Source organism: Kitasatospora sp. NPDC002965 (assembly GCF_040611255.1).
In the GTDB taxonomy this organism is placed as follows: domain Bacteria; phylum Actinomycetota; class Actinomycetes; order Streptomycetales; family Streptomycetaceae; genus Kitasatospora.
The window spans coordinates 1-24,210 of record NZ_JBEXNT010000096.1 but is presented as its reverse complement, the minus strand read 5'-3'; the positions used below and the strand labels follow the sequence as shown (position 1 = coordinate 24,210).

The following is a 24,210-nucleotide window of genomic DNA, read 5'->3' as shown; positions in this document are numbered from 1 at the left end:
CAGCCGGCGCTCGTGGCCGGCCCGCTCCTGGGCGAACCGGTCGTGGCCGCCGTCGCCCTGCCCCGGGAGCGCGTAGAGGCCGGGCCCGTCCCAGACGGGAGGGGCCCAGCCGGAGTCCACCGGTTCGGCGGTCAGGGCTTCTCTCCGCGCCGCACCTGCGGCTTGGGCAGCCGCAGCCGGCGCATCTGCAGGATGCGCATCAGGCCGTAGGCGACCGCGCCGCGGGTGTTCTGCCCGGCGAACCGCTCGGCCAGCTGCTTGCGCAGACCGAAGCCGAGCCGGACGAAGTCCAGGATCACCAGGACGAAGAAGAGCAGGAACAGCACCGTGGAGAGCAGCTGGAGGGCCTGCACCTTGACGATGCTGAGGACCAGGATGAGGACCGCGGCGGGGAGGAAGAACTCGGCGAGCGACCAGCGGGCGTCGACGTAGTCCCGGGTGAACTTGCGCACCGGGCCCTTGTCACGGGCCGGCAGGTGGCGCTCGTCGCCCTCCAGCAGCGCGGTGCGCTGCTTCTCGCGCTCGGCGCGCATCCGCTCGCGGGCCTGTCGGGAGGCCTCCTTGCGGTCCTTGGGCACGGTCACGCGGGTACGCCGGTGGGCTTCGGCCTCACTGCGCTTGGGCGTGGGCCGGCCCTTCTTCGCCTGCGGATCGCGGGGCTGGGTCGTCTCGTCCTGCTTCTCCAGCACGGCGGCGGAGGCAGCGGCATCATCTGAACGGCGTCGGAACACACCACCAGCGTACGGGGTGCGGGGCGGCTTCTTCCGATGTCCTCGGACCCAAACGCATATCGATCGGGTCCGATACCCGGTCGGTACGGGTTTCCCGGGGGTTTCCCGTAGGGGATCACTCCGCAGACCGGAGCGTGGGACTAGGACGGTATCCACCCCGCGGAGGAGGCCGTACGGGGGTCGGCTGTAGCAGGCTTGTTGCAGGCAGGTGCACTGCGGCGACGGGCTCGCTGCACATACACTCGTCGTGTCTGGTAACGAGATAGAGACCGCAGGCCGGAGAAGGGGGCACCCGAGGCCCATGAGCGACGGAATCATGAAGCGTATGGGGCTGATCTTCCGCTCCAAGGCGAACAAGGCCTTGGACCGCGCGGAAGACCCGCGAGAGACGCTCGACTATTCGTACCAGAAGCAGCTTGAGCTGCTGCAGAAGGTGCGACGGGGCGTCGCGGACGTGGCCACCTCGCGCAAGCGTCTGGAGCTCCAGCTGACCCAGCTGCAGCAGCAGTCGGCGAAGTACGAGGACCAGGGCCGTAAGGCGCTCTCGCTCGGCCGGGAGGACCTCGCCCGCGAGGCGCTGACCCGCAAGTCGAACATGCAGTCCCAGATCAACGACCTGCAGACGCAGTACCAGCAGCTGCAGGCCGAGGAGGAGAAGCTCACGCTCGCCTCCCAGCGGCTGCAGGCCAAGGTGGACGCCTTCCGCACCAAGAAGGAGACCATCAAGGCCACCTACACCGCGGCCCAGGCACAGACCCGGATCGCCGAGTCCTTCTCCGGTATCTCGGAGGAGATGGGCGACGTGGGCCTGGCCATCCAGCGGGCCGAGGACAAGACCGCCCAGATGCAGGCCCGGGCCGGTGCGATCGACGAGCTGCTGGCCTCCGGCGCGCTCGACGACGCCAGCGGTCTCGGCCGCAAGGACGACATCGAGGCCGAGCTGGAGCGCGTGGCCGGCGGTTCCGACGTCGAGCTGGAGCTGGCCCGGATGAAGGCCGAGCTGACCGGTGGCTCCCCGGCCTCCGGCCCGCAGGCCATCGAGCAGGGCCGTCCGCAGGACGCGGCCCCCCAGCAGGACTCCCCGCGCATCAACTACAACAAGTGATCTGAGCTCCACCCCGGAACACCTTCGGGAACATTCCCCAGGAACAGGGAGACGCACGGCATGATCATGAGGGTCATGGGTGAGGGGCAGTTCCAGGTGGGCGAGACCCATCTGAACCGGCTCAACGAGCTCGACGACGAGCTCCTCACCGCACTGGAGTCGGGGGACGAGGAACACTTCCGCCGGGCGCTCGGTGAGCTGCTCGGCGCGGTGAAACAGTTCGGCACCCCACTGCCGGACGACTCCCTGGAGCCGTCCGACCTGATCCTCCCGGATGCCGATGCGACGATCGACGAGGTCCGGCAGTTGCTGCGGGACGAAGGTGACGGCCTGATCCCGGGAGTTTCCGGATAGCCGCCGTCTCCGCGCCAGACACCAGGGCGGGCCCCCTCCACCAGGGAGGGGGCCCGCCCGTCTGCGGTCCCGCACCGGCCGGCCGCGACCGGGACCGGTACGCCGGGCCCGCTACGGCAGGGCCAGCATCCGGTCCAGCGCCGCCTTGGCGTACTTCTCGGTCTCCGGGTCGACCCGGATCACGTTCGGCACCCGGCCCTCGACCAGCGACTCCAGCGCCCAGACGAGGTGCGGCAGGTCGATCCGGTTCATGGTGGAGCAGAAGCAGACCGCCCGGTCGAGGAAGACGATCTCCTTGTCCGGGTGCGCCTTGGCGAGCCGGCGGACCAGGTTCAGCTCGGTGCCGATGGCCCACTTGGTGCCGGGCTCGGCGGCGTCCAGCGCCTTGATGATGTACTCGGTCGAGCCCACCATGTCGGCCGCCGCGACGACCTCGTGCTTGCACTCCGGGTGCACCAGGACGGTGACGCCGGGGATCCGGGTGCGGACGTCGTTCACCGAGTCCAGGCTGAACCGGCCGTGCACCGAGCAGTGGCCGCGCCAGAGGATCATCTTCGCGTCGCGCAGCTGCTCGGCGGTGAGGCCGCCGTTCGGCCGGTGCGGGTTGTAGACGACGCAGTCGTCCAGCGAGAAGCCCATGTCCCGCACCGCGGTGTTCCGGCCGAGGTGCTGGTCGGGCAGGAAGAGCACCTTCTGGCCCTGCTCGAAGGCCCACTCCAGGGCCCGCTTCGCGTTGGAGGAGGTGCAGATGGTGCCGCCGTGCCGGCCGGTGAAGGCCTTGATGTCGGCGGAGGAGTTCATGTACGAGACCGGGACGGTGACGTCGGCTATGCCGGCGTCGGTCAGCGCGTCCCAGCACTCGGCGACCTGCTCGGCGGTGGCCATGTCGGCCATCGAGCAGCCGGCCGCGAGGTCCGGCAGCACGACCTGCTGGGCGTCGCCGGTGAGGATGTCGGCCGACTCGGCCATGAAGTGCACGCCGCAGAAGACGATGTACTCGGCCTCCGGGCGGGCCGCCGCGTCGCGGGCGAGCTTGAAGGAGTCGCCGGTGACGTCGGCGAACTCGATCACCTCGTCGCGCTGGTAGTGGTGGCCCAGGATGAAGACGCGGTCGCCGAGCGCGGCCTTGGCCGCGCGGGCGCGCTGGACGAGGTTCGGGTCGGAGGCCGGTGGGAGGTCGCCGGGGCACTCGACGCCGCGCTCGCTGTTCGGGTCGGCCTCGCGGCCGAGCAGCAGCAGAGCGAGCGGCGTCGGAGTGGGGTCGACGCCGTAGGTCTCGGTGATGGTGGTGGTCACGGGCGAGTGCCCTTCTGTGCGGCCGATCGGGCGTGCAGCCTTTTCGTCTATCTGACGCAATCTATGATAACCGGTTAGCGTCAGAGTGACGATGGCCGTCCTGGCGATGTGACGAGAACCGCTTGCCGGTTCGGAGCGCCGCGAGGGGTGCGCGGTGCGTGAGAGACGGGTGCGCGGTGGGCGCGCGGAGCGGCCGGAGGGAAGTTGCGACCCGGTCCGGCGTGGCCGAGCCGGGATCCGGCCGGACCGCGTTTGGCTGGGTGCATGAAGGCAATCGCGATCCGCCGCTACGGCGGCCCCGAGGTGGTGGAGTACACCGACCTCCCGGACCCGAAGGTCGGCCCGGACTCGGTACTGGTGCAGGTCAGGGCGGCCGGGGTGAACCCGGTGGACTGGAAGGTGCGGGACGGCAGGCTGGACGGTCTGCTCGACGCGCACTTCCCGCTGGTGATGGGCTGGGACGCGGCCGGGGTGGTGCGCGCGGTCGGCGGCGGGGTCACCGAGTTCGCTCCCGGCGACGAGGTCTACGGCTACGTCCGCAAGGACGCGGTCGAGCACGGGACCTACGCGGAACTCGTCGCCGCGCCCGTCCGCACCCTGGCCCGCAAGCCGGCCGCGCTGGACTGGGCGCAGGCCGGCGGACTGCCACTGGCCGGGCTCACCGCCCTCCAGGCCCTGCGGGCGGTCGGCGTGAGCGCGGGTGACACCGTGCTGGTGCACGCCGCCGCGGGCGGGGTCGGCCACCTCGCCGTCCAGCTCGCCCGGGCCGCCGGCGCCCGGGTGATCGGCACCGCGGGCGAGCGCAACCACGCCTACCTGCGCGGTCTCGGCGCCGAGCCGGTGGCCCACGGCGAGGGCCTGGCGGACCGGGTCCGCGCGCTGGCGCCGGAGGGCGTGGACGCCGCGCTGGACCTGGTCGGCGGCGACGCCGTCGAGGTCTCGGCCGGTCTGGTCGCGGATCCGGCGCGGATCGCCTCGGTCGCCGACTTCGGCGTGAAGGCGCGCGGGGGTCACTACGTCTGGGTCCGTCCGGACGCCGCCGGGCTGGCCGAGCTGGCCGAGCTCGCCGACGAGGGGCGGCTGACCGTGACCGTCGCGTCCACGTTCCCGCTGGCCCAGGCCGCCTCGGCCCAGGCGCTCAGCGCGGAGGGCCGGACCCGGGGCAAGATCGTGCTGCTGGTGGACTGAGGCGCCGGGGCCGGTCGACCGAAGCCCGTCATCTGCGAGCGGTGGACTCGGTCCTGTCATCCGCCAGAATGGTGCAGAACCGTTTCGGCGGGCCGTTGTCGCCCCGCCCCCGTCCCCGATGCCGCACGACCCGTGGAGCCCCGCACCGATGAGCAGCAGCCGAGCGCACGAGACGGTCGGGGCCTCCCTGGACGAGACCGACCGCCTGCTCCTCGCCCGGCTGGCCCGCGACGGCCGCGCCTCGTACGCCGAGATCGGGCTGTCGGTGAACCTCTCCGCCACCGCGGTCCGCCGCCGGATCGACCGGCTGCGGGCGCGCGGGGTGGTCCGCGGTTTCACCGTGGTGCTCGACCCCTCCGTCCTCGGCTGGCAGACGGAGGCGTTCGTCGAGGTCTACTGCCGCGAGCGGACCGCGCCCGAGGAGATCCTGGCCAGCCTGCGCCAGTTCCCCGAGGTGATCGCCGCCTGGACGGTCACCGGCGACCCGGACGCCCTGGTCCACCTGCGCGCCGCCGACATGCGCCATCTGGAGGCGGTCATCGAGCGGATCCGCCGGGAGCCCGGCGTCCAGCGCAGCCGCTCCTCCGTCGTCCTCTCCCAGCTCATCGGCTGACCTCCGGACGGCCCGGTCCGGCCCTGCGCAGGAATCCTGCGCGGGGCGCGTCGAAGACGCCCGAAACCTGCCTGACCGGCCGCGTTCCGACGCGCGGCGAAGGCTCCGCGCTGCCTACGCTGATCACGTCCGGCAGAACGGTGCCCGTTCCCGTGCCGTCGGGCCCTCCCCGACCCCCCACAGCCGAGAGGGACACCCGTGTCCGCAGCACCCGACCGCATGCACCGGCCCGACAGCGACCTGGTCGACCTGGTTTTCGACTACATGCGGGACCGTCTGCAGTACGACCCCGTCCCGCTCGACCACCCCGGCGACGGGGAGCACCTGCGCACCCAGCTGTCCGGCCTGATCAACCAGGACGGCAACGACCCGGCCGACGTGCTCAAGCTGTACGACCACGAGCTCTCCCGCGCGGTGATCTCCGCCGACAGCCCGCGCTACCTGTCGTTCATCCCGTGCGCCCCGACCAAGGCCGCGCTGCTCTTCGACATGGTCGTCTCCTGCGCCTCGCTCCAGGGCATCTCCTGGCTGGAGGCGGCCGGCGCCATCGCCGCCGAGAACCAGGTGCTGCGACTGATCGCGGACCGCGCGGGCATGCCCGGATCGGCCGGCGGCACCTTCGTCTCCGGCGGCTCGGCCGGCAACCTCTCCGCCCTCGTCGTCGCCCGCGACACCGCCCGCCGCCGCCTCGCCGAGCAGGGGCTGCCCAGCGGGCCCGAGGTGCGGCTGCGGATCGCCGTCGCCGACCAGGTGCACTCCTCGGTCAAGAACACCTTCAACATCATCGGCGTCGAGGCCTTCAAGGTCCCGACCGTGAACCGCCGGTTCACCGGCGAGGCGCTGCGCACCGCCCTGGCCGCCGACCCGAACCCCGAGACCGTGATCGCGGTCGTCGGCACCGCCGGCACCACCAACGAGGGCATCGTCGACGACCTCCAGGGCCTCTCCGAGGTCGCCCGCGAGCGCGACCTGTGGTTCCACGTGGACGGCGCCTACGGCGGCGCGGGCCTCTTCGCCCCCTCCGTGCGCGCCCGCTACGACGGCATCGAGCACGCCGACTCCTTCGTGGTGGACCCGCACAAGTGGCTGTTCGCCCCGTTCGACTGCGCCGCGCTGATCTACCGCAACCCCCAGCTCGCCCGCGCCGTGCACACCCAGGACGCCTCCTACCTGGACGTGCTGCACACCGAGGGCGACGAGTGGAACCCGACCGACTACGCCTACCACCTGACCCGGCGGGCCCGCGGCCTGCCGCTCTGGTTCTCGCTCGCCGTGCACGGTGTCCAGGCGTACACCGACGCCATCGAGGCCGGCCTCGAACTGGCCCGGGACACCGCGCAGCTGATCCGCGACACCGAGCACCTGGAGCTGCTGTTCGACCCGCAGCTCTCCGCCGTCTGCTTCAAGCGGACCGGCTGGACCAACGCCGACTACTACCGCTGGTCGCAGCAGCTGCTCGCGGACCAGATCGGTTTCGTCACCCCCACCGGCTGGGACGGCGAGACGGTCGCCCGGTTCGCCTTCCTGCACCCCGGGACCACCATGGAGATGGTCCGCGAGATCCTGGACACGATGAGCTGAGGTCACGCTCGCCGAACCCCCGCCGGGCCTGCCCGGCGGGGGTTCGGCGTCACAGCAGCGCGCCGTTCGGCAGGTACGGCGCCGGCGGGCGCATCCCGCGCAGGCCCAGGTAGCCGCGGGTCTCCAGGGTCAGGCCCAGTTCCAGCCCGACGTCCAGCGCCCACTCCTGCTCGGCGGTCAGGTGGTCCACCCGGGCCTCCGTACCGTCCGGCACCCGGGCGAGTGCCTCGCGCAGCAACCGGACGGCGATCCGCTTCGAGGACGCCGCCAGCAGCCTGATCTCGCCGCCGTCCCGGTAGCAGTAGCCGCTGCCCGCCAGCGCGTCCGCGACCAGCAGTTCCTCGCAGTGCGCCAGCATCAGCTCGTGGTCCGGGCCGTGCGCGGCGCCGCGCAGCCGCCGGTCCACCGAATCCAGCAGGTGCCGGTGCGAGGCGTTGCCCGGGTGCACCGGGATGTCCCCGGGGTCGAGCAGCCCGGCTCGGTCCACCTTGCCGGTCAGCCGCATCGCCGGGTGCAGGGTGAACCCCGCCAGCCGGTAGCGGCGGGCCGCCGCCGGGGACGGCGGGGCGCAGAGCATCCCGCGCAGGCAGCCCCGCCCGTACGCGGCGGCCCGCTCCAGCAGCAGCCGGCCCACCCCCCGGCCCTGTGCCCCCGGCACCACCGCGAACAGGGCCAGCACCCACACCCCCTCGCGGCGCAGCGACAGCACCGTGCCGATCGGCTCGCCGCCGATCTCGGCCAGCCAGCAGCCCTGCGGGTCGGTGCGGACGAGATGTCTGGTCCGGGCCAGCGGCAGGACCGGGGAGCGGGTCCGGTCACCGGCCCCGGGGGAGTCGGGCAGCGAGGCGGAGGCGGCGCGGGCGATGTGCTGGACGACCTCCGCGTCGGCGGCGGTGTCCTGGACCAGGCGCAGGATCATGGCGTCCATCCTGGCGGCCCGGGTGTCGCCGCGGGGCCGGTTCGCCGGGATCGGACCGCTCCGGCGGTGACCGCTCGCCCCGCCGGTGTGCGAGCATGGGGAGCGTAGGGGAGCGGCTGGCACACCCGGCCCACGGAAACCCCGCCGCCACGAACCAGTCGAAGACGTTCGCCGTCCGGGAAATGAATCCGGGCGGTTGTCGGTTGGTACTGGCGGCAGACCGTCGTCAAGACCGGGAGAAAGCAGATGACCGTCCAGGACGAGACCACCGTAGAGAGTGGCATCCTCCTCACCGACGCCGCCGCGGGCAAGGTCAAGGCCCTGCTGGAGCAGGAAGGCCGCGAGGACCTCGCACTTCGGGTCGCCGTCCAGCCCGGTGGCTGCTCCGGCCTGCGTTACCAGCTGTTCTTCGACGAGCGCTCGCTCGACGGCGACGTCCTCAAGGACTTCGACGGTGTCAAGGTCGTCACCGACCGGATGAGCGCCCCGTACCTGGGCGGCGCCACCGTCGACTTCGTCGACACCATCGAGAAGCAGGGCTTCACGATCGACAACCCGAACGCCACGGGCTCCTGCGCCTGCGGCGACTCGTTCAGCTAGTCGTCCGAATTCGTTCGGTCGATGATCTGAACGAAGGCGGCCCCGGGACTCCCGGGGCCGCCTTCGTCGTGTCTGCGGGAACGTTTCCGCAGAGGGTGCGCGGGGTCTTCCGCTACGGGGTGCCGGCGATCTCCGGTCCGACCGGCTCCGCTCCGACGTGCGGGTCGGCCTCCAGCGGCACCTCACGGCCGGTCGCGAGGTCGGTCACCGTGCGGCCCTGCAGCGGCTGCTTCAGGTCGGAGACCACCGTCTGCCGCTTGGCCAGGTCGGCGCAGGCCTGCCCGGCCGGGACCGGGGCCGCGACGGTCACCCGGATGTCGACCCGGCCCGGGTGCGACTCGTCGGCCTTGAGCGCGTACCGCTGGCAGATCCCGCCGTAGAACCAGACCGTGAGCCTGTTGCCGTCCACCCGGTAGGTGATCGCCGGGTGCACCTGCGAGCCGTTGGGCGGCGGCTCGCCGACCGCGATGCCGTTGCCGCCGGGGGGAGTCTGCGCCGGGGTCGGCGTCAGCGCCGGTGCCGGGGTGGTGGTGGCCGGCGGCGGACTGGCCGGCCGCGGATCGGGGGCGGTCGCCGTGGGATCGGCCGGCGGGGTGGTCACCGGAGCCGGGGCCGACGGGGACGCCGGGGCCGACCCGGGCGCCGACGGGGTCTCGGCGGTGCCCGCGGCGGGAGGGGCGGGCGCGCTCGCCGAGGGCACCGCGGTACCGGAGGCCGCCGCGTCCGAACCCGGCTTCGCTCCGTCGCCGCACCCGGCCAGCACGGTCGCCGCCGCCAGTACCAGTCCCGCCAGTGTCACCGCGCGTGCCCGGCCGGAACGCCGGGGCATCGTCTCCAGATCCATCTGTACTTCCTCCCGAGGGCTCAGCGGCACGCCTCCGGGGCCGCACCGCGCCGATGTGACGTGCGCCGGACGAATCCGGTTCCCGTCCGAGCCCGGCGGGTGCTCCGGCAGGGCCTACAGCCCGTACTCGGGCATCCCCGCGACCAGCCGCTGGGTCCGCGAGGGGACCCTGAGCGCCGCCCGGGCGGGTGCGGCGTCCTGCGGACCGGTCGCCAGCAGCGGCCAGAACCGCCTCAGTCGCCGCGAGGAGTCCACCAGCGCGTCCAGCGAGTCGCCGTCCGCGTCGCCGAGCAGGGCGGGCGGGACCCGCAGCGGGTGGTGACTGGGCATCATCGGCCATCACTTCCGATCCACCGGTGCCGTGACGGGAGGTGCCACGGGCCTGGGCGGGGCCGGGAACGGCCCCCTGTCTGCGACCCTAGGCCGGTCGTCCGGCCCCCACCAGAGCTACCGGTTGGTAGTACACCGTAGGGGGCGGAGGGTGCCGCCGAAGGCGTTCTTGCTGGCTCCCGCCCCCTGCCGGGTACCGTGAGTGGGTTCACCCACCGCCCTTCCACGGCCCTGCCGCCCTTCTGAGGAGACCCCGTGCGTATCGCCGTCGCCGGCTCGATCGCGACCGACCACCTGATGACCTTCCCGGGCCGGTTCGCCGACCAGCTCGTCGCCGAGCAGCTGCACACCGTGTCGCTGTCCTTCCTGGTCGACACCCTGGACATCCGCCGCGGCGGTGTCGCGCCCAACATCGCGTTCGGGATGGGCGTACTGGGCCTGCGCCCGGTCCTGGTCGGCGCGGCCGGCGCGGACTTCGCGGAGTACCGCAGCTGGCTGGAGCGCAACAACGTGGACTGCCGGTCCGTCCACATCTCCGAGACCCGGCACACCGCGCGCTTCATGTGCACCACGGACGAGGACCACAACCAGATCGCCTCGTTCTACACCGGCGCCATGGCGGAGGCCCGCAACATCGAGCTCAAGCCGATCGCCGACCGGGTCGGCGGCCTGGACCTGGTCCTGATCGGCGCGGACGACCCGCAGGCGATGGTCCGCCACACCCAGGAGTGCCGCACCCGCGGCTACGCCTTCGCGGCCGACCCCTCCCAGCAGCTGGCCCGCCTCGACGGCCACGACATCCGCCAGATCGTCGACGGCGCCGCGTACCTCTTCACCAACGAGTACGAGGCCGCGCTGATCGAGACCAAGACCGGCTGGGACGCCGACGAGATCCTCGGCCGGGTCGGCACCCGGATCACCACCCTCGGCAGCAAGGGCGTCCGGATCGACCGCAAGGGCGAGACCCCGATCGTGGTCGGCTGCGCGCCCGAGAACAGCAAGACCGACCCGACCGGCGTCGGCGACGCCTTCCGGGCCGGTTTCCTGGCCGGCCTCTCCTGGGAGCTGGAGCTGGAGCGCGCCGCCCAGCTCGGCTGCATGCTCGCCACCCTGGTCATCGAGACCGTCGGCACCCAGGAGTACGAGCTGCGCCCGAACGCGTTCCTGGAGCGCTTCGAGGGCGCCTACGGCGCCGAGGCGGCCGCCGACGTCCGGGCGCACCTGGTCAAGTAGTCCGCCGCACCAGGTAGGCCACGCCCCGGTCGCCGCCGTACTCGGCGGCCGGGGCCTCGCCCAGGTACTCCTGCCCGCGCATCCCGCACCAGGCGGGTACGTCCAGCCGGGCCGCCTCGTCGTCCGCCAGCACCGCGACCGTCCCGCCCAGGGGGACTCCGCCGATCCGCCTGGCCAGCTCGATGACGGGCAGCGGGCAGCGCTTGCCGAGGGCGTCGAGGACGGTCGTCCCCCCGGCCGCGTCCGGCTTCCCGGCCGCGTGCGGATCCCCGCCCGCGTCCGGCTTCCCGGCCGCGTCCGGCTTCCCGGCCGGACCCGAGGGACCGGACTCCGGCGCGCGCTCCGGGGACAGCGTCAGGTCCAGCCCCAGCGGGGCGCGGACACCGGCCACCAGCCCGGGCAGCACGGTCAGGAAGCGCTCGACGTCCGCCTCCGCCGCGCCGAACGGCAGCGAGACCCGGACGTTCCCCTCGGTGAGGACGCCCATGGCGGCCAGGACGTGGCTGGGGGTCAGCGTGGACGAACTGCAGGAGGAGCCGGAGGAGACCGCGAACCCGGCCCGGTCCAGCTCGGTCAGCAGCACCTCGCCGTCCACGTACAGACAGGAGAAGGTGACGACGTGCGGCAGCCGCCGCACCGGGTCGCCCACCACCTCCACCTCGGGCACCAGCTGCGGCACCCGGGTCCGGATCCGTTCGACCAGCGCGTGCAGGCGGGCGTTCTCCCGGTCCGCCTCGGCCCGTACCGCGCGCAGCGAGGCCGCCGCGGCCACGATCGCCGGCACGTTGACGTACCCCGGGACCCTGCCGCCCTCGCGCTCGTCGGCGGGCAGCGGCGAGGAGTACCGGACGCCCTTGCGCACCGCGAGCACCCCGACCCCGGCAGGTCCGCCCCACTTGTGCGCGGAGGCGGCCAGCAGCGACCAGCCGCCCGGCACGTCCACCCGCCCGGCGCTCTGCGCGGCGTCCACCAGCAGCGGCACGTCCCCGCACACCTCGGCCACCTCGGCGACCGGCTGGACGGTGCCGACCTCGTGGTTGGCGGACTGCAGCACCGCGAGCGCGGTGTCCGGCCGCAGCGCCGCCGCGAACGCCCCGGGGGCGGCCCGGCCGTACCGGTCCACCGGGACGACCGAGACCTCGCCACCGGCGGCCTCGTGCCGTTCCGCGGCGTGCAGCACGCCGGAGTGCTCGACGGCCGAGTGCACCAGGTGCCCGCCGCGGCGCCGGTTCCCGGCCAGGGCGCCCAGCACGCCGAGGTGCACCGCCTGGGTCCCGCTCGCGGTGAAGGCGATCTCGTCGGCCCGGCAGCCGAGGACCCCGGCCACCGTCTCGCGGGCGGCGTCCAGGAGCATCCGGGCCTGCCGCCCGGAGCGGTAGAGCCGGGCGGGGTCGGCCCATCCCTCGTCCAGGGCGGCGGTGAGCGCCTGCCGCGCGACGGGGTGGAGCGGTGCGGTGGAGGCCACATCGAAGTACACGGTCACATTTAACGACACTCCCGGGTGTATTCCGGCGTGACCCGGGTGCTTACCGACCGTCAGTCGATCACCCCGAATGTCCGAATAGTCCACGTCCGACGGACTGTCACGTACGTCGTCCGAGGTCATCCCCCGATCGGGCGTACGGACCCCTAATGCCTAGGATGACCTGCGGCGCAGCCCCTGCCGGGCCTGATCGGGTGTCCGGGCGGCGCGTTACCGGGACCTGCCCGTCAGCAGCGCATAAGGCTGGAGTAGGGTTTGGCCCGCATAAGCATTCAAACCGTGCCCGTGGTCGGGTCGCCGGGAGGCAACAACCTCTCCGGGGCGACGCGAAGGCGGGCGAGACTTCGGGAAGGCGCTACGTGAGTCCCAACGGCTCCGACCGCTCGCCGCGGCGCACGATGCGGCGGAAGCTGCCTCAGGCGCTGGCACTGGGCCTCGTCATCGCGACCGCCACCGGCTGCTCGGCCAACGACCTCCCCAGGCTTGGCCTCCCGAGTCCCGTCACCGAGGAAGGGCCCCTGGTCCTCCACATGTGGCAGGGCTCCTGGATCGCGGCGCTGGTGGTCGGCGTACTGATGTGGGGTCTGATCATCTGGAGCGTGATCTTCCACCGGCGCAGCCGCACCGGCGTGCAGGTCCCTCCGCAGACCCGGTACAACGTGCCCATCGAGGCGCTCTACACCGCGGTCCCCATCATCATCGTGTCGGTCCTCTTCTACTTCGTCGCCCGCGACGAGTCGAAGCTGATCGCCGTCTCCGAGAAGCCGCAGCACACCGTCAACGTGGTGGGCTTCCAGTGGAGCTGGGCGTTCAACTACGAGAACACCGAGAACCCCGACCCGGCCAACCAGGACGCGGCGTACGACGTGGGCACCCCGCAGGCGGCGCCGACCCTGTACCTGCCGGTCAACGAGACGGTGCAGTTCCGCCTCACCTCTCGTGACGTCATCCACGACTTCTGGCCCATCAACTTCCTGATGAAGATGGACGTCGTGCCGGGCGTGGTGAACAAGTTCGAGGTCACCCCGACCGTCAAGGGTGAATACATGGGCAAGTGCGCCGAGCTCTGCGGCGTCGACCACTCGCGCATGCTGTTCAACGTGAAGGTCGTCGACCGTGCCGAGTACGACCTTCACCTGAAGGAGCTCCGGGCCAAGGGGCAGACCGGCGCGGTGCCCTCCGGCATCACGACCATGGGAAGTGAAGAGAAGTGACCATCCTCAACGAGCCCGCCGCGGCCGGCGGGGGCGCCGGGGCCGTCACGGTCGGGGCGCAGCGGACCCGGAAGCCGGGTTCCACCATCATCAAGTGGCTGACCACCACTGACCACAAGACGATCGGCACCCTCTACCTGGGCACGTCGTTCGCCTTCTTCCTGATCGGTGGCGTCCTCGCCCTGGTCATGCGCGCCGAGCTCGCTCGTCCCGGGACCCAGATCCTGTCGAACGAGCAGTTCAACCAGGCGTTCACCATGCACGGCACGGTCATGCTGCTGATGTTCGCGACGCCGCTCTTCGCCGGCTTCGCGAACTGGATCATGCCGCTCCAGATCGGTGCCCCGGACGTCGCGTTCCCGCGTCTGAACATGTTCGCCTACTGGCTGTACCTGTTCGGCTCGCTGATCGCCGTCGCCGGCTTCATCACCCCGCAGGGCGCCGCCGACTTCGGCTGGTTCGCCTACGCGCCGCTGTCGGACGCGGTCCGCTCGCCGGGCATCGGCGCCGACATGTGGATCATGGGTCTGGCCTTCTCCGGCTTCGGCACGATCCTCGGTGCGGTCAACTTCATCACCACGATCATCTGCATGCGCGCGCCCGGCATGACGATGTTCCGGATGTCGATCTTCGTCTGGAACGTCCTGCTGACCGCCGTGCTGGTCCTGCTGGCCTTCCCGGTGCTGGCCGCCGCGCTGTTCGCCCTGGAGGCGGACCGCAAGTTCGGGGCCCACGTCTTCGACCCGGCGAACGGCGGGGCGCTGCTCTGGCAGCACCTGTTCTGGTTCTTCGGTCACCCCGAGGTGTACATCATCGCGCTGCCGTTCTTCGGCATCGTGTCCGAGGTCATCCCGGTCTTCAGCCGCAAGCCGATGTTCGGCTACTCCGGCCTGATCGCGGCCACCATCGCGATCGCCGGTCTGTCCGTGACGGTGTGGGCCCACCACATGTACGTCACCGGCCAAGTGCTTCTGCCGTTCTTCTCGTTCATGACCTTCCTGATCGCGGTCCCGACCGGTGTGAAGTTCTTCAACTGGGTCGGCACCATGTGGAAGGGCTCGCTGAGCTTCGAGACCCCGATGCTCTGGACGGTCGGCTTCCTGGTGACCTTCCTCTTCGGTGGTCTGACCGGTGTCCTGCTGGCCTCCCCGCCGATCGACTTCCACGTCTCGGACTCGTACTTCGTCGTCGCCCACTTCCACTACGTGGTCTTCGGCACCGTCGTCTTCGCGATGTTCGCCGGCTTCCACTTCTGGTGGCCGAAGATGACCGGCAAGATGCTGGACGAGCGCCTCGGCAAGATCACCTTCTGGACGCTGTTCATCGGCTTCCACACCACCTTCCTGGTGCAGCACTGGCTCGGCGCGGAGGGCATGCCCCGCCGCTACGCCGACTACCTGGCGGCCGACGGGTTCACCACCCTGAACACCGTGTCGACCATCGGCTCCTTCCTGCTCGGCCTGTCGATCCTGCCGTTCCTCTACAACGTCTGGAAGACCGCCAAGTACGGGGAGAAGATCGAGGTCGACGACCCGTGGGGCTACGGCCGTTCGCTGGAGTGGGCGACCTCCTGCCCGCCGCCGCGGCACAACTTCCTCACGCTGCCCCGGATCCGCTCGGAATCCCCGGCCTTCGACCTCCACCACCCGGAGATCGCGGCGCTGGACTACCTCGAGAACCACGGTGAGCCGGCCAAGCACCTCGCCGGTGTGACCCCGGCGAAGTACGACGCCCCGCAGCTGGGCAAGGGCAAGAAGGGTGGGGACGCCTGATGAAGGAACAGGGCAAGATCTTCCTGGGCCTGGCGGTCTTCGTGCTGGCCATGGCCATCACCTACGGGCTGTGGACCAACAACTCGGACACCGGCATCGAGGCGGCGGGCACCACCGCGCTGTTCCTCGCCTTCGCCCTCTGCGCCTTCATCGGGTACTACCTCGCCTTCACCGCCCGCCGGGTGGACAGCGGCGCGGGTGACAACCCCGAGGCCGAGGTCGCGGACGACTCCGGCGAGCTGGGCTTCTTCGCCCCGCACAGCTGGCAGCCGCTCTCGCTGGCGATCGGTGGCGCACTGGCCTTCCTCGGTGTGATCTTCGGTTGGTGGCTGCTGTACTGGTCGATCCCGGTGATCCTGATCGGCCTCTTCGGCTGGGTCTTCGAGTTCTACCGCGGCGAGAACCAGAACCAGTAGGTCCCCGCCACTCGCACAGGGCCGGGCATCCCGCACGGGATGCCCGGCCCCGTTGCGTCCCCGGAGTGACGGGCTCACCCTCCCGGCGCAACGGCGCGGCGCCCGGATGTCGCTCGGCCGGACCGGTTCCTACGATCTGATCAATCGTGCGAACCCCCGGAGGCGGTCATGGCCGACAGGCGCGGAATCGCGGGTATCGGCGGCATCTCGCTGGCCCTGGCAGTGCTGGCCCCGCTGGCCGGCTGCACGTCCGGAAGCGGCGACGACCTCGCCGGGACCGTCCGTACGGTCGACGCCGCGCGGCTGGTCCATCTCTCGGCGACCGAGCAGGTGGACCCGTCCCAGCCGGTCACCGTCACCGCCGAGCAGGGCAGCCGGCTCACCGACGTCACGGTGGTCGGCCCGGACGGCCGGGTGGTCGCCGGGCGGCTCTCCGAGGACCAGCGCAGCTGGCAGACCACCGGGCGGCTCAAGGCCGCCACCACGTACACCGTCCGGATCGCCGCCGACGACGGCAAGGGCGGCCGCGGTGAGACCACCGCGGGGTTCGCCACCGTCGCCGCCCAGCGGCTGCTGGCCGCCAAGCTCGGCCCGGACTCCTCCGGCAGCGGCGTCTACGGGGTGGGCCAGCCGCTCACCGTCCAGCTCTCCGAGGCGGTGAAGGACCCGCAGGCCCGCCAGGAGGTGGAGCGGGCCCTCACCGTCACCTCGCAGCCGGCCGTCACCGGCGGCTGGTACTGGGTGGACGACAAGAACCTGCACTTCCGCCCGGAGCAGTACTGGCCGACCGGCACCACCGTCAGCCTCGCCTTCGAGGGCACCGGCAGCCGGATCGCGGACGGCCTGTACGGCGGCGACCGGGCCGCCCTGGCGCTGCGGATCGGCGAACGGGTCGAGACCGTGGTGGACGCGGCGGCCCACGAACTCACCCTGAAGCGTGACGGCCAGGTGGTCCGGACGATCCCGGTCACCACCGGTAAGCCGGGGTTCGACACCCGCAACGGCGTCAAGGTGGTGCTCGGCCAGGAGCGCAAGGTCCGGATGAGCGGCGAGACGATCGGGATAGCGGCCGGCAGCGAGGAGTCGTACGACCTCGACGTCGAGTGGGCGACCCGGGTCACCTGGAGCGGCGAGTACGTGCACGCGGCGCCCTGGTCGGTGGGCGCTCAGGGGGTCGAGAACGTCAGCCACGGCTGCACCGGCATGAGCACCGAGAACGCCCGCTGGTTCTACCAGAACACCAGGGTGGGGGACCTGGTGACGGTGGTGAACAGCCGCGGCAAGGGCATGGAGTCGTTCGGCAACGGCTTCGGGGACTGGAACATCGCCTGGACGGACTGGGTCGGGCACAGCGCCCTCGGGCAGCCCGTCAGCACCACCGCGCCGGTCACCCGGGCCCCCGCCACCGGGATGATCGCCCCGCAGCTCTGAGGGGCCCGCCGGGCCCCTCCTCAGCCCTCGCCCGCCCCGTCGCGGTAGGCCAGCCGGAGCGCGGTGTCCACGGCCCCCAGGGCGTCCGGCAGTGGCAGCCCGAGCCGCCTGACCCGCTCGGCGTACTCGGCGGCCGCCGCGGCGGCCAGCCGGTGCGAGGCGTCGCCGACCGCGGCGATCAGGGTGCCGCGCCGGCCGTGGGTCTCCACCACGCCGTCCGCCTCCAGCTCCCGGTAGGCGCGGGCGACCGTCCCGGCGGCCAGCCCCAGTTCCTCGGCCAGCGCCCGGACGGTGGGCAGCCGCAGCCCGGTCGCCAGCTCGCCGCTGCGGGCCTGCCCGGAGATCTGGGCGCGGATCTGCTCGTACGGGGGAGTGGTGGAGGCCGGGTCGACGGACAGCTGCACGGAAGGGCTCCTGACGTTCGGGCGGGTCGGGGTCGGTCGGGATCGGTCGGGTCGGGGCGGAACAGCCCGAGGGCCGCCGACCAGATGAACTCTGGTCAGCGGCCCTCGGGGGTGACGCGGGGTGCGTACGGGATCAGTGGTGGCCGTGGCCGCTGGTGATCTCGTGGTGCTCCTCGGCGGTGGGCTTGGAGATCTGGCTGCCCTCGCCGTAGAAGCCGCGGGAGAGCTTCGCCCGGGTCCGGGTGATGACGTTGGCCTTGCGGGCCACGCCGTTCTCGTCCGTCGCGGCCGGCAGCTCGAACGGCTGCTGCTGCTCGTGCGCGGTGAGCGTGTGCAGCTCCTTCTGCGGCAGCTGGGCGTGCACCTCGATGAACTCGCCGTGCGGCAGGCGCTTGATGACGCCGGTCTCGCGGCCGTGCAGCACCTTCTCCTTGTCACGGCGCTGGAGGCCGAGGCACCAGCGCTTGGTGATGATGAAGACGAGCACCGGGATCACGAACATGCCCACGCGGACGAAGTACGTGACCGAGTTGATCGACAGGTGCAGGTGGGTGGCGAACAGGTCGTTGCCACCGGCCATCAGCAGGATCAGGTAGAGGCTGATCCAGGCGGCGCCCAGACCGGTGCGGACCGGTGCGTTGCGCGGGCGGTCCAGGATGTGGTGCTCGCGCTTGTCGCCGGTGATCCAGCCCTCGATGAAGGGGTAGACCGCGATCGCGGCCAGCACCATCGGGAAGATCGCCAGCGGCACCATGACACCCAGGTTCAGGGTGTGGCCCCAGAGGCTGATCTCCCAGCCCGGCATGATGCGGATCAGGCCCTCGGAGAAGCCCATGTACCAGTCGGGCTGGGCGTCGGTCGACACCTGGTCCGGCCGGTACGGGCCGTACGCCCAGATCGGGTTGATCGTGGCGATCGCCGAGATGACGGAGATGAGACCGAACACCAGGAAGAAGAAGCCGCCGGCCTTGGCCATGTAGACCGGCATCAGCGGCATGCCGACGACGTTCTTCTCGGTCTTTCCGGGGCCCGCCCACTGGGTGTGCTTGTGGTAGAAGACCAGGATCAGGTGGGCGACGAGCAGGCCCAGCATGATGCCCGGGATCAGCAGCACGTGGATGGTGAAGAAGCGCGGCACGATGTCGTGGCCGGGGAACTCGCCCCCGAACAGGAACATCTGGATGTAGGTGCCGACCAGCGGGACGGCGAGGATCGCGCCTTCCATGAAGCGGATGCCGGTGCCGGAGAGCAGGTCGTCCGGCAGCGAGTAGCCGAAGAAGCCGTCGAACATGCCCAGGACGAGCAGCAGGAAGCCGAAGACCCAGTTGATCTCGCGGGGCTTGCGGAACGCGCCGGTGAAGAAGACGCGCATCATGTGCACGAGCATCGCCGCGACGAACACGAGGGCGGCCCAGTGGTGGATCTGGCGGACCAGCAGACCGCCGCGCACCTCGAAGCTGATGTCGACCGTCGACGCGTACGCCTCGGACATCGGGATGCCCTTGAGCGGGATGTACACGCCGTCGTAGATCACCTCGCCCATGGAGGGCTTGAAGAACAGCGTCAGGTAGACGCCGGTCAGGATGATGATCACGAAGGTGTAGAGGCAGATCTCACCGAGCATGAAGGACCAGTGGTCCGGGAAGATCTTGCGAAGGTTGGCCCGGGCGAGGGAGTAGATCCCCAGCCGGCCGTCCGTCCAGTCCGCCGCCTGCTCCCACTTGTTGGCGGGCTTGGCGCGCGTGCTGGCGGGCTTGGTGGCACCGGAAGTGGTGCGGCTCGCGCTACTCATCGAGCACGCTCCCAGTAGCTCGGGCCGACGGGCTCGTCGAAGTCGCCGGTGGCGACCAGGAAGCCCTTCTCGTCAGTGGTGATCTTCAGCTGCGGCAGCGGGTGGCCGGCCGGGCCGAAGATGACGCGCGCGCCGTCCGCCAGGTCGAAGGTCGACTGGTGGCAGGGGCAGAGCGCGTGGTGGGTCTGCTGCTCGTAGAGGCTGATCGGGCAGCCGACGTGGGTGCAGATCTTGGAGTAGGCGAGGATGCCCTCGAATCCCAGCTCCTTCGACTGCTCGTCCTTGATGTCCGCCGGCGCGATGCGCACCAGCATCAGGGCGTCCTTGGCGATGCGCTGCTGGAAGTCCTCGTCGTGGGTGTGCAGACCCTCGGGCATCGCGAAGGTCAGCGACCCGACCACGATGTCCTCCGCCGTCATCGGCAGGTTGGTGTTCATGTTGATGAGCGCCAGGGGCTTGGCCGGGGTGGCCTCCAGCCAGCCGGTGTGCTCCAGCTTGTCCTCGGGCAGCGGGCCCAGGTCGCGCAGCAGCACCACACCGGAGAGCGGCACCAGGGCCATCGAACCGATGAGGGTGTTGCGGATCATCTTGCGGCGGCCGAAGCCGGACTCCGCGGCGCCCGTCCGGAACTGCTCGATGACGTCGTTGCGGACCTCGTCGTCGGCCTCGATCGGGTGACGCTCGGCCGGCAGCTCGACGTCCGACATCAGGGTGCGGGCCCAGTGGACCGCGCCCGCGCCGATCAGGAACAGAGCCACGCCCAGGGTCATGCCCAGGGCGAAGTTCAGCGCGCTGATGTGTCCGAGCGGCCAGACGTAGACGATCTTGTCCTTGTCGATGGCCACGTAGGAGGCGATGAAGGCGACGGTGGCGATCATCGAGACCACGAACATCAGCGACACCTGGCGCTCGGCCCGCTTGGCGGCCCGCTCGTCGATGTCGGTGCGACGCGGTTGGTGCTCCGGCAGACCCGGGTCGGCGAACGGATCGCCGTGGGTGGCCACCTCGTGGTGCCCGGCGGAGCCGTGGGACTCCGGGAGCTTCTCTTCTGACATGTCGTGGCTCATGACTTCTTGGCCTTGGTGGTGTGGGCGGCGACCCAGATCGCGACCGCGATGAGCGCTCCGAGCCCGAAGATCCAGCCGAACAGGCCCTCGGTCACCGGACCGAGGCTGCCGAGCGTGAGACCGCCGGGGTTGGGCTCATCGTTGGTGGTGTGGCGGACGAAGGCCACGATCTGCTTCTTCTGCTCCTCGGGCATGGTGCCGTCCGGGAACGACGGCATGTTCTGCGGGCCGGTCTGCATGGCCTCGTAGATGTGCTTCGCGTCCACGCCCTCCAGCGACGGGGCGTACTTGCCCTGGGTCAGGGCACCGCCCTGCCCGGCGAAGTTGTGGCACTGGGCGCAGTTGGTGCGGAACAGCTCGCCGCCCTTGGAGAGGTCCTCGGGGTTGGTCGAGGTGTACTGCTCCTCGGTCGGCGTCACCGGGCCGGGGCCGAGCGAGGCCACGAAGGCAGCCATCTGGTCGATCTCGGCCTGCGAGTAGATGTTCTTCTTGGCCGGCACCTGGGCGCCGGGCTGCTGGGCCGGCATGCGGCCGGTACCGACCTGGAAGTCGACCGCGGCGGAGCCGACGCCGACCAGGCTGGGACCGTCGCTCGAACCCTGGCCGTTCAGGCCGTGGCAGGAGGAGCAGCCCACGGCGAAGAGCTTCTTGCCCTCATCGATCGCGAGCGACTGCGCGGCGACGTCGGCCTGCGCCTTGTCGGCGGGCGCGAACGCGGCGTACAGCCCCCCGGTTGCCGCCAGGGCGAGAAGTAGGACGACCAGCGCCGCCAGTGGGTGGCGCCGTCGTGCGGAGAGCTTTTTCACGGAATAACCCCGGTGTCAGGATCTGGTCGACTGGTGGGTGCACCCGGCGGCCGGTCTGGCCGGCACGAGGCTGCCTGTCTAGGGCTGCGCGCGCGGTCGGTCGGTGGGAGCGTCGCCCACCGGCGAAATCGGGCCGTCACCCAGAAGGGCGGGACCCGGAGCCGGTGGCCAGCGACCTGATCAGCTGGTTACTTGATCAGGTAGATGGTCGCGAACAGGGCGATCCACACGACATCGACGAAGTGCCAGTAGTACGACACCACGATCGCGGCGGTGGCCTGCTCGTGCGTGAAGCGCTTGGCTGCGTACGTCCGTCCCAGGACCAGCAGGAAGGCGATCAGACCACCCGTCACATGCAGACCGTGGAAGCCGGTGGTCAGGTAGAACACCGTGCCGTACGGGTCGGAGGACAGCGAGAGACCGTCCTTCTTGACCAGCTCGGTGTACTCGAAGATCTGGCCGCCGATGAAGATCGCGCCCATCACGAAGGTGATGATGAACCACGAGCGGAGCTTCTTCACGTCCCCGCGCTCGGCGGCGAAGACGCCGAGCTGGCAGGTGAGCGAGGAGAGCACCAGGATCGTGGTGTTGACCGAGGAGAAAGGCACGTTGAGGGCGTGCGCCTTCTCGGTCCAGTACTCGGCTCCCTTCACGGAGCGGAGCGTGAAGTACATCGCGAAGAGGGCCGCGAAGAACATCAACTCGGAACTGAGCCAGACGATCGTTCCGACGCTGACCATGTTCGGCCGGTTGACCGATCCGTGCGCGTGCCCGGTTTCTACTGCTGTTGCTGTCGCCACGACGGACATTATGTCGGTCCCTTATTCCGTCTTCACGTCGGGGGGTGTCCCTCGGAGTGTCCGGTGCGTGCGGTATGCCCCCCTGGTGGCCGACGGGCCGTCCGGACCGCCGCTGAGCAGCGGCGTGTCCCTTTTCTGACGGTTCTTCGAAGGCCCCTTCGACCCTGTTGCCCGCGTGTCGCACCACCCTTTCGGGGCCCTCCGGTAGTAAGGGGAGAAGCTCCCCGTCCGCCGTACGGGTGGACTGACGGGGTGAGGGTGACGCGCTGTCCTCCGGCCGGACCAGTCGTGGGCGCGGCGGCTTGAGAAGGATCGCGCGGGAGTGGCTCGGCGGCCGGTGATCGGGAGTAGCATCCGGGGAGAGGCGAACGTGGTCCGGATCACACGTGAGGGAGCAGGGCCCATGGCGTACACGACCGACGAGACGCTGACCGTTCTCGTCTACAGCCACGACCGCACCACCCGGGAGCAGGTGCGCACGGCACTCGGCAGCCGGGTGGCCGAGGATCTGCCGGAGCTGTCCTACCTGGAGTGCGCGACCACCCCCGCGGTGCTCAAGGCGCTGGAGAAGGGCGGCGTGGACCTCTGCGTGCTGGACGGGGAGGCGGTTCCGGCCGGCGGGCTCGGACTCGCCCGGCAGCTGAAGGACGAGATCTACGGGTGCCCGCCGCTGCTGGTGCTGATCGGCCGGCCGCAGGACTCCTGGCTCGCCGCCTGGAGCCGGGCCGACGCGGCGATCTCCCAGCCGGTGGACCCGGTGGCGCTGGCCGGGGCCGCGGGCACGCTGCTCCGGGCGCGGCTGGCCAAGCGGACGCCGGCCGCCCGCTAGCGGGCGCGCGGAGGTCCGCAGGCCCCCCGGGACCGGGGGCGGCCGGGCCGTGCCTCCCGGGAGGGGCGTTCCGGACGGGGAGTCCGGGGCCTCGCGTCTCACTACGGGAGAAGAAGGGTGAACGGCGGAGCCCCGGTGCCCCGCCGCTCGATAGGCTGACTCCGTCCCTACGGTCCATCCCCGTACACCGGGGAGTGAGAGCTGGAGTCAGCCATGGTGAACGCGCACCCTGCGAACGGCGGTAGCGACCCCGCGCAGGTGGTCCGCACCTGGCCGGACATCCTGACGGTGCTGCTGCGCGGGGAGGACCTCGACCGCTCGGCCACCGCCTGGGCGATGGACCGGATCATGAGCGGCGAGGCGTCCCCGGTCCAGGTCGCCGGGTTCATGGTGGCGCTGCGGGCCAAGGGCGAGACGGTCGACGAGATCTCCGGACTGGTCGACTCGATGTACGCGCACGCCGAGCCGCTGTCCGTCCCCGGCCCGGCGGTGGACATCGTCGGTACCGGCGGCGACCGGGCGAAGACCGTCAACATCTCCACCATGTCGGCGATCGTCGCGGCGGCGGCGGGCGCCAAGGTGGTCAAGCACGGCAACCGGGCCGCCTCCTCGTCGAGCGGGTCCTCGGACGTGCTGGAGAAGCTCGGGATCCGGCTGGACCTGGCGCCGAGCCGGGTCGCCGAGGTGGCCGAGGAGGTCGGGCTGACGTTCTGCTTCGCGGCCACCTTCCACCCGTCGATGCGGCACGCCGCCCCGGCCCGCCGCGACCTCGGGGTGCCCACCGCGTTCAACATCCTCGGGCCGCTCACCAACCCGGCCCGGGTGACCGCGCACGCGATCGGCTGCTTCGACACCCGGCTCGCTGAGCTGATCGCCGGCGTGCTGGCGCGGCGCGGCTCCACCGCACTGGTCTTCCGCGGCGACGACGGCCTCGACGAGCTGACCATCACCACCACCTCGCGGGTCTGGATCGTCCGCGACGGCGCCGTGACCGAGACCGTCCTCGACCCGCGCGACGTCGGGATCGAGCCGGTCGGCATCGAGGCGCTGCGCGGGGCGGACCCGGCGTACAACGCGGACGTCGCGCGCCGGCTCCTGGCCGGGGAGCACGGGCCGGTCCGGGACGCCGTCGTGCTGAACTCGGCGGCGGCACTGGTGGCACTCGACCTGACCGACGCGCCGCTGCCGGAGCAGCTGGCGGCCGGTATGGAGCGGACCGCGGCGGCGATCGACTCGGGTGCCGCCCGGGACCTGCTGAAGCACTGGTCGGAGGCCACCGCGCGGGTCTGATGCGGTGACAGAGGCCGGCGGGGCGTCTCCCGCCGGCCTTTCGCGTTTCCGGCCGCGACCCGGCCGCGACCCGGCCGCGACCCGGCCGCGACCGGGCTGCGACCCGGGCCGG

At 71.3% G+C, this 24,210-nt stretch carries 24 protein-coding genes; 13 read left to right on the top strand and 11 right to left on the bottom strand.

The features are described from left to right. Positions 1–131: 131 nt before the first annotated feature. A complete protein-coding gene (locus ABZY91_RS29565; RefSeq protein WP_329881690.1) occupies positions 132–731 on the bottom strand; it encodes a DUF3043 domain-containing protein in 600 nt (199 codons plus the stop codon). Between the two features lie 301 nt (positions 732–1,032). Here ABZY91_RS29565 and ABZY91_RS29560 point away from each other — a divergent pair, with 301 nt between their 5' ends. Next, positions 1,033–1,836, top strand: a complete 804-nt coding sequence (locus tag ABZY91_RS29560; RefSeq protein ID WP_329881689.1) for a PspA/IM30 family protein — start codon at positions 1,033–1,035, stop codon at positions 1,834–1,836. A 60-nt stretch (positions 1,837–1,896) separates the two neighbouring features. Further along, positions 1,897–2,190, top strand: a complete 294-nt coding sequence (locus ABZY91_RS29555; RefSeq protein ID WP_329881688.1) for a hypothetical protein — start codon at positions 1,897–1,899, stop codon at positions 2,188–2,190. Positions 2,191–2,301: 111 nt separating this feature from the next. Here ABZY91_RS29555 and nadA read toward each other — a convergent pair whose 3' ends face one another. Further along, a complete protein-coding gene (gene nadA, locus ABZY91_RS29550; protein ID WP_329881687.1) occupies positions 2,302–3,486 on the bottom strand; it encodes a quinolinate synthase NadA in 1,185 nt (394 codons plus the stop codon). A gap of 264 nt (positions 3,487–3,750) precedes the next feature. Between nadA and ABZY91_RS29545 the strand changes: the two genes are divergently transcribed. From ABZY91_RS29545 to ABZY91_RS29535, 3 genes are all read left to right on the top strand, one after another. Beyond that, positions 3,751–4,674 (top strand): NADP-dependent oxidoreductase, encoded by a 924-nt coding sequence (locus tag ABZY91_RS29545; RefSeq protein ID WP_329881686.1) that lies wholly within the window; start codon positions 3,751–3,753, stop codon positions 4,672–4,674. A gap of 148 nt (positions 4,675–4,822) precedes the next feature. Beyond that, positions 4,823–5,287 (top strand): Lrp/AsnC family transcriptional regulator, encoded by a 465-nt coding sequence (locus ABZY91_RS29540; RefSeq protein WP_329881685.1) that lies wholly within the window; start codon positions 4,823–4,825, stop codon positions 5,285–5,287. A 198-nt stretch (positions 5,288–5,485) separates the two neighbouring features. Further along, positions 5,486–6,868 carry a pyridoxal-dependent decarboxylase gene (locus ABZY91_RS29535; RefSeq protein WP_355405919.1) on the top strand — a complete coding sequence of 461 codons (1,383 nt, stop codon included), beginning with the start codon at positions 5,486–5,488 and terminating at the stop codon, positions 6,866–6,868. Positions 6,869–6,917: 49 nt separating this feature from the next. On the opposite strand, the gene ABZY91_RS29530 is transcribed toward ABZY91_RS29535, so the two are convergent. Beyond that, positions 6,918–7,787 (bottom strand): GNAT family N-acetyltransferase, encoded by an 870-nt coding sequence (locus tag ABZY91_RS29530; RefSeq protein ID WP_329881683.1) that lies wholly within the window; start codon positions 7,785–7,787, stop codon positions 6,918–6,920. Between the two features lie 246 nt (positions 7,788–8,033). Between ABZY91_RS29530 and ABZY91_RS29525 the strand changes: the two genes are divergently transcribed. After that, on the top strand, positions 8,034–8,387 hold the full coding sequence (locus ABZY91_RS29525; RefSeq protein WP_327676424.1) for an iron-sulfur cluster assembly accessory protein: 354 nt from the start codon (positions 8,034–8,036) through the stop codon (positions 8,385–8,387). A gap of 112 nt (positions 8,388–8,499) precedes the next feature. Here the strand turns inward: ABZY91_RS29525 and ABZY91_RS29520 are convergent, their stop codons facing one another. Both ABZY91_RS29520 and ABZY91_RS29515 read right to left on the bottom strand, forming a co-directional pair. Beyond that, positions 8,500–9,231: a hypothetical protein gene (locus ABZY91_RS29520; protein ID WP_355405918.1), complete on the bottom strand. Its 732-nt coding sequence runs from the start codon at positions 9,229–9,231 to the stop codon at positions 8,500–8,502. Between the two features lie 114 nt (positions 9,232–9,345). Next, a complete protein-coding gene (locus tag ABZY91_RS29515) occupies positions 9,346–9,564 on the bottom strand; it encodes a hypothetical protein (protein ID WP_327676422.1) in 219 nt (72 codons plus the stop codon). 252 nt (positions 9,565–9,816) lie between these two features. On the opposite strand from ABZY91_RS29515, the gene ABZY91_RS29510 reads away from it, so the two are divergent. Further along, entirely contained in the window at positions 9,817–10,794 is a 978-nt protein-coding gene (locus ABZY91_RS29510; RefSeq protein ID WP_329881680.1) for a carbohydrate kinase family protein, read from the top strand. On the opposite strand, the gene ABZY91_RS29505 is transcribed toward ABZY91_RS29510, so the two are convergent. Then, the gene (locus tag ABZY91_RS29505; RefSeq protein WP_355405917.1) at positions 10,787–12,271 is read right to left on the bottom strand and encodes an aminotransferase class V-fold PLP-dependent enzyme; all 1,485 of its coding nucleotides are present in this window, start codon (positions 12,269–12,271) and stop codon (positions 10,787–10,789) included. The genes ABZY91_RS29510 and ABZY91_RS29505 overlap by 8 nt on opposite strands. A gap of 365 nt (positions 12,272–12,636) precedes the next feature. On the opposite strand from ABZY91_RS29505, the gene coxB reads away from it, so the two are divergent. The 4 genes from coxB to ABZY91_RS29485 all read left to right on the top strand — a co-directional run bounded on the left by coxB (position 12,637) and on the right by ABZY91_RS29485 (position 17,110). Further along, positions 12,637–13,491 (top strand): cytochrome c oxidase subunit II, encoded by an 855-nt coding sequence (gene coxB, locus ABZY91_RS29500; protein ID WP_329949887.1) that lies wholly within the window; start codon positions 12,637–12,639, stop codon positions 13,489–13,491. Continuing rightward, positions 13,488–15,263, top strand: coding sequence for a cytochrome c oxidase subunit I (gene ctaD, locus ABZY91_RS29495; protein ID WP_329881677.1), 1,776 nt, complete (start codon positions 13,488–13,490; stop codon positions 15,261–15,263). Before coxB ends, ctaD begins: the two co-directional genes overlap by 4 nt. Then, complete coding sequence (locus ABZY91_RS29490) at positions 15,263–15,679, top strand: cytochrome c oxidase subunit 4 (protein ID WP_329881676.1); 417 nt, start codon at positions 15,263–15,265, stop codon at positions 15,677–15,679. The genes ctaD and ABZY91_RS29490 overlap by 1 nt, the downstream gene beginning before the upstream one ends. Before the next feature lie 168 nt (positions 15,680–15,847). Continuing rightward, positions 15,848–17,110 (top strand): Ig-like domain-containing protein, encoded by a 1,263-nt coding sequence (locus ABZY91_RS29485; RefSeq protein WP_329881675.1) that lies wholly within the window; start codon positions 15,848–15,850, stop codon positions 17,108–17,110. A 20-nt stretch (positions 17,111–17,130) separates the two neighbouring features. Here the strand turns inward: ABZY91_RS29485 and ABZY91_RS29480 are convergent, their stop codons facing one another. From ABZY91_RS29480 to ABZY91_RS29460, 5 genes are all read right to left on the bottom strand, one after another. Then, positions 17,131–17,514: a GntR family transcriptional regulator gene (locus ABZY91_RS29480; RefSeq protein ID WP_329881674.1), complete on the bottom strand. Its 384-nt coding sequence runs from the start codon at positions 17,512–17,514 to the stop codon at positions 17,131–17,133. A gap of 133 nt (positions 17,515–17,647) precedes the next feature. After that, positions 17,648–19,306 (bottom strand): ubiquinol-cytochrome c reductase cytochrome b subunit, encoded by a 1,659-nt coding sequence (locus ABZY91_RS29475; protein ID WP_355405916.1) that lies wholly within the window; start codon positions 19,304–19,306, stop codon positions 17,648–17,650. Beyond that, positions 19,303–20,361, bottom strand: coding sequence for a Rieske 2Fe-2S domain-containing protein (locus ABZY91_RS29470; RefSeq protein ID WP_329882199.1), 1,059 nt, complete (start codon positions 20,359–20,361; stop codon positions 19,303–19,305). The genes ABZY91_RS29475 and ABZY91_RS29470 overlap by 4 nt, the downstream gene beginning before the upstream one ends. 8 nt (positions 20,362–20,369) lie before the next feature. Continuing rightward, positions 20,370–21,179, bottom strand: coding sequence for a c-type cytochrome (locus ABZY91_RS29465; RefSeq protein ID WP_329882198.1), 810 nt, complete (start codon positions 21,177–21,179; stop codon positions 20,370–20,372). A 188-nt stretch (positions 21,180–21,367) separates the two neighbouring features. Then, the gene (locus ABZY91_RS29460) at positions 21,368–21,988 is read right to left on the bottom strand and encodes a heme-copper oxidase subunit III (RefSeq protein WP_329882197.1); all 621 of its coding nucleotides are present in this window, start codon (positions 21,986–21,988) and stop codon (positions 21,368–21,370) included. Between the two features lie 394 nt (positions 21,989–22,382). Here ABZY91_RS29460 and ABZY91_RS29455 point away from each other — a divergent pair, with 394 nt between their 5' ends. Together ABZY91_RS29455 and trpD are read left to right on the top strand one after the other, a co-directional pair. After that, positions 22,383–22,808: a hypothetical protein gene (locus ABZY91_RS29455; RefSeq protein ID WP_329882196.1), complete on the top strand. Its 426-nt coding sequence runs from the start codon at positions 22,383–22,385 to the stop codon at positions 22,806–22,808. Between the two features lie 213 nt (positions 22,809–23,021). Further along, positions 23,022–24,098: an anthranilate phosphoribosyltransferase gene (gene trpD / locus ABZY91_RS29450; protein ID WP_355405915.1), complete on the top strand. Its 1,077-nt coding sequence runs from the start codon at positions 23,022–23,024 to the stop codon at positions 24,096–24,098. Positions 24,099–24,210: the final 112 nt, after the last annotated feature.

Coding starts and splice junctions, on each gene's coding strand:
- ABZY91_RS29540 (WP_329881685.1), top strand. CDS start 4,823: ATGAGCAGCAGCCGAGCGCACGAGACGGTCGGGGCCTCCCTGGACGAG.
- ABZY91_RS29490 (WP_329881676.1), top strand. CDS start 15,263: ATGAAGGAACAGGGCAAGATCTTCCTGGGCCTGGCGGTCTTCGTGCTG.
- trpD (WP_355405915.1), top strand. CDS start 23,022: ATGGTGAACGCGCACCCTGCGAACGGCGGTAGCGACCCCGCGCAGGTG.
- ABZY91_RS29520 (WP_355405918.1), bottom strand. CDS start 9,231: ATGGATCTGGAGACGATGCCCCGGCGTTCCGGCCGGGCACGCGCGGTG.
- ABZY91_RS29485 (WP_329881675.1), top strand. CDS start 15,848: ATGGCCGACAGGCGCGGAATCGCGGGTATCGGCGGCATCTCGCTGGCC.
- ABZY91_RS29515 (WP_327676422.1), bottom strand. CDS start 9,564: ATGATGCCCAGTCACCACCCGCTGCGGGTCCCGCCCGCCCTGCTCGGC.
- ABZY91_RS29470 (WP_329882199.1), bottom strand. CDS start 20,361: ATGTCAGAAGAGAAGCTCCCGGAGTCCCACGGCTCCGCCGGGCACCAC.
- ABZY91_RS29545 (WP_329881686.1), top strand. CDS start 3,751: ATGAAGGCAATCGCGATCCGCCGCTACGGCGGCCCCGAGGTGGTGGAG.
- ABZY91_RS29475 (WP_355405916.1), bottom strand. CDS start 19,306: ATGAGTAGCGCGAGCCGCACCACTTCCGGTGCCACCAAGCCCGCCAGC.
- ABZY91_RS29460 (WP_329882197.1), bottom strand. CDS start 21,988: ATGTCCGTCGTGGCGACAGCAACAGCAGTAGAAACCGGGCACGCGCAC.
- ABZY91_RS29525 (WP_327676424.1), top strand. CDS start 8,034: ATGACCGTCCAGGACGAGACCACCGTAGAGAGTGGCATCCTCCTCACC.
- ABZY91_RS29555 (WP_329881688.1), top strand. CDS start 1,897: ATGATCATGAGGGTCATGGGTGAGGGGCAGTTCCAGGTGGGCGAGACC.
- ABZY91_RS29560 (WP_329881689.1), top strand. CDS start 1,033: ATGAGCGACGGAATCATGAAGCGTATGGGGCTGATCTTCCGCTCCAAG.
- ABZY91_RS29455 (WP_329882196.1), top strand. CDS start 22,383: ATGGCGTACACGACCGACGAGACGCTGACCGTTCTCGTCTACAGCCAC.
- ABZY91_RS29530 (WP_329881683.1), bottom strand. CDS start 7,787: ATGATCCTGCGCCTGGTCCAGGACACCGCCGCCGACGCGGAGGTCGTC.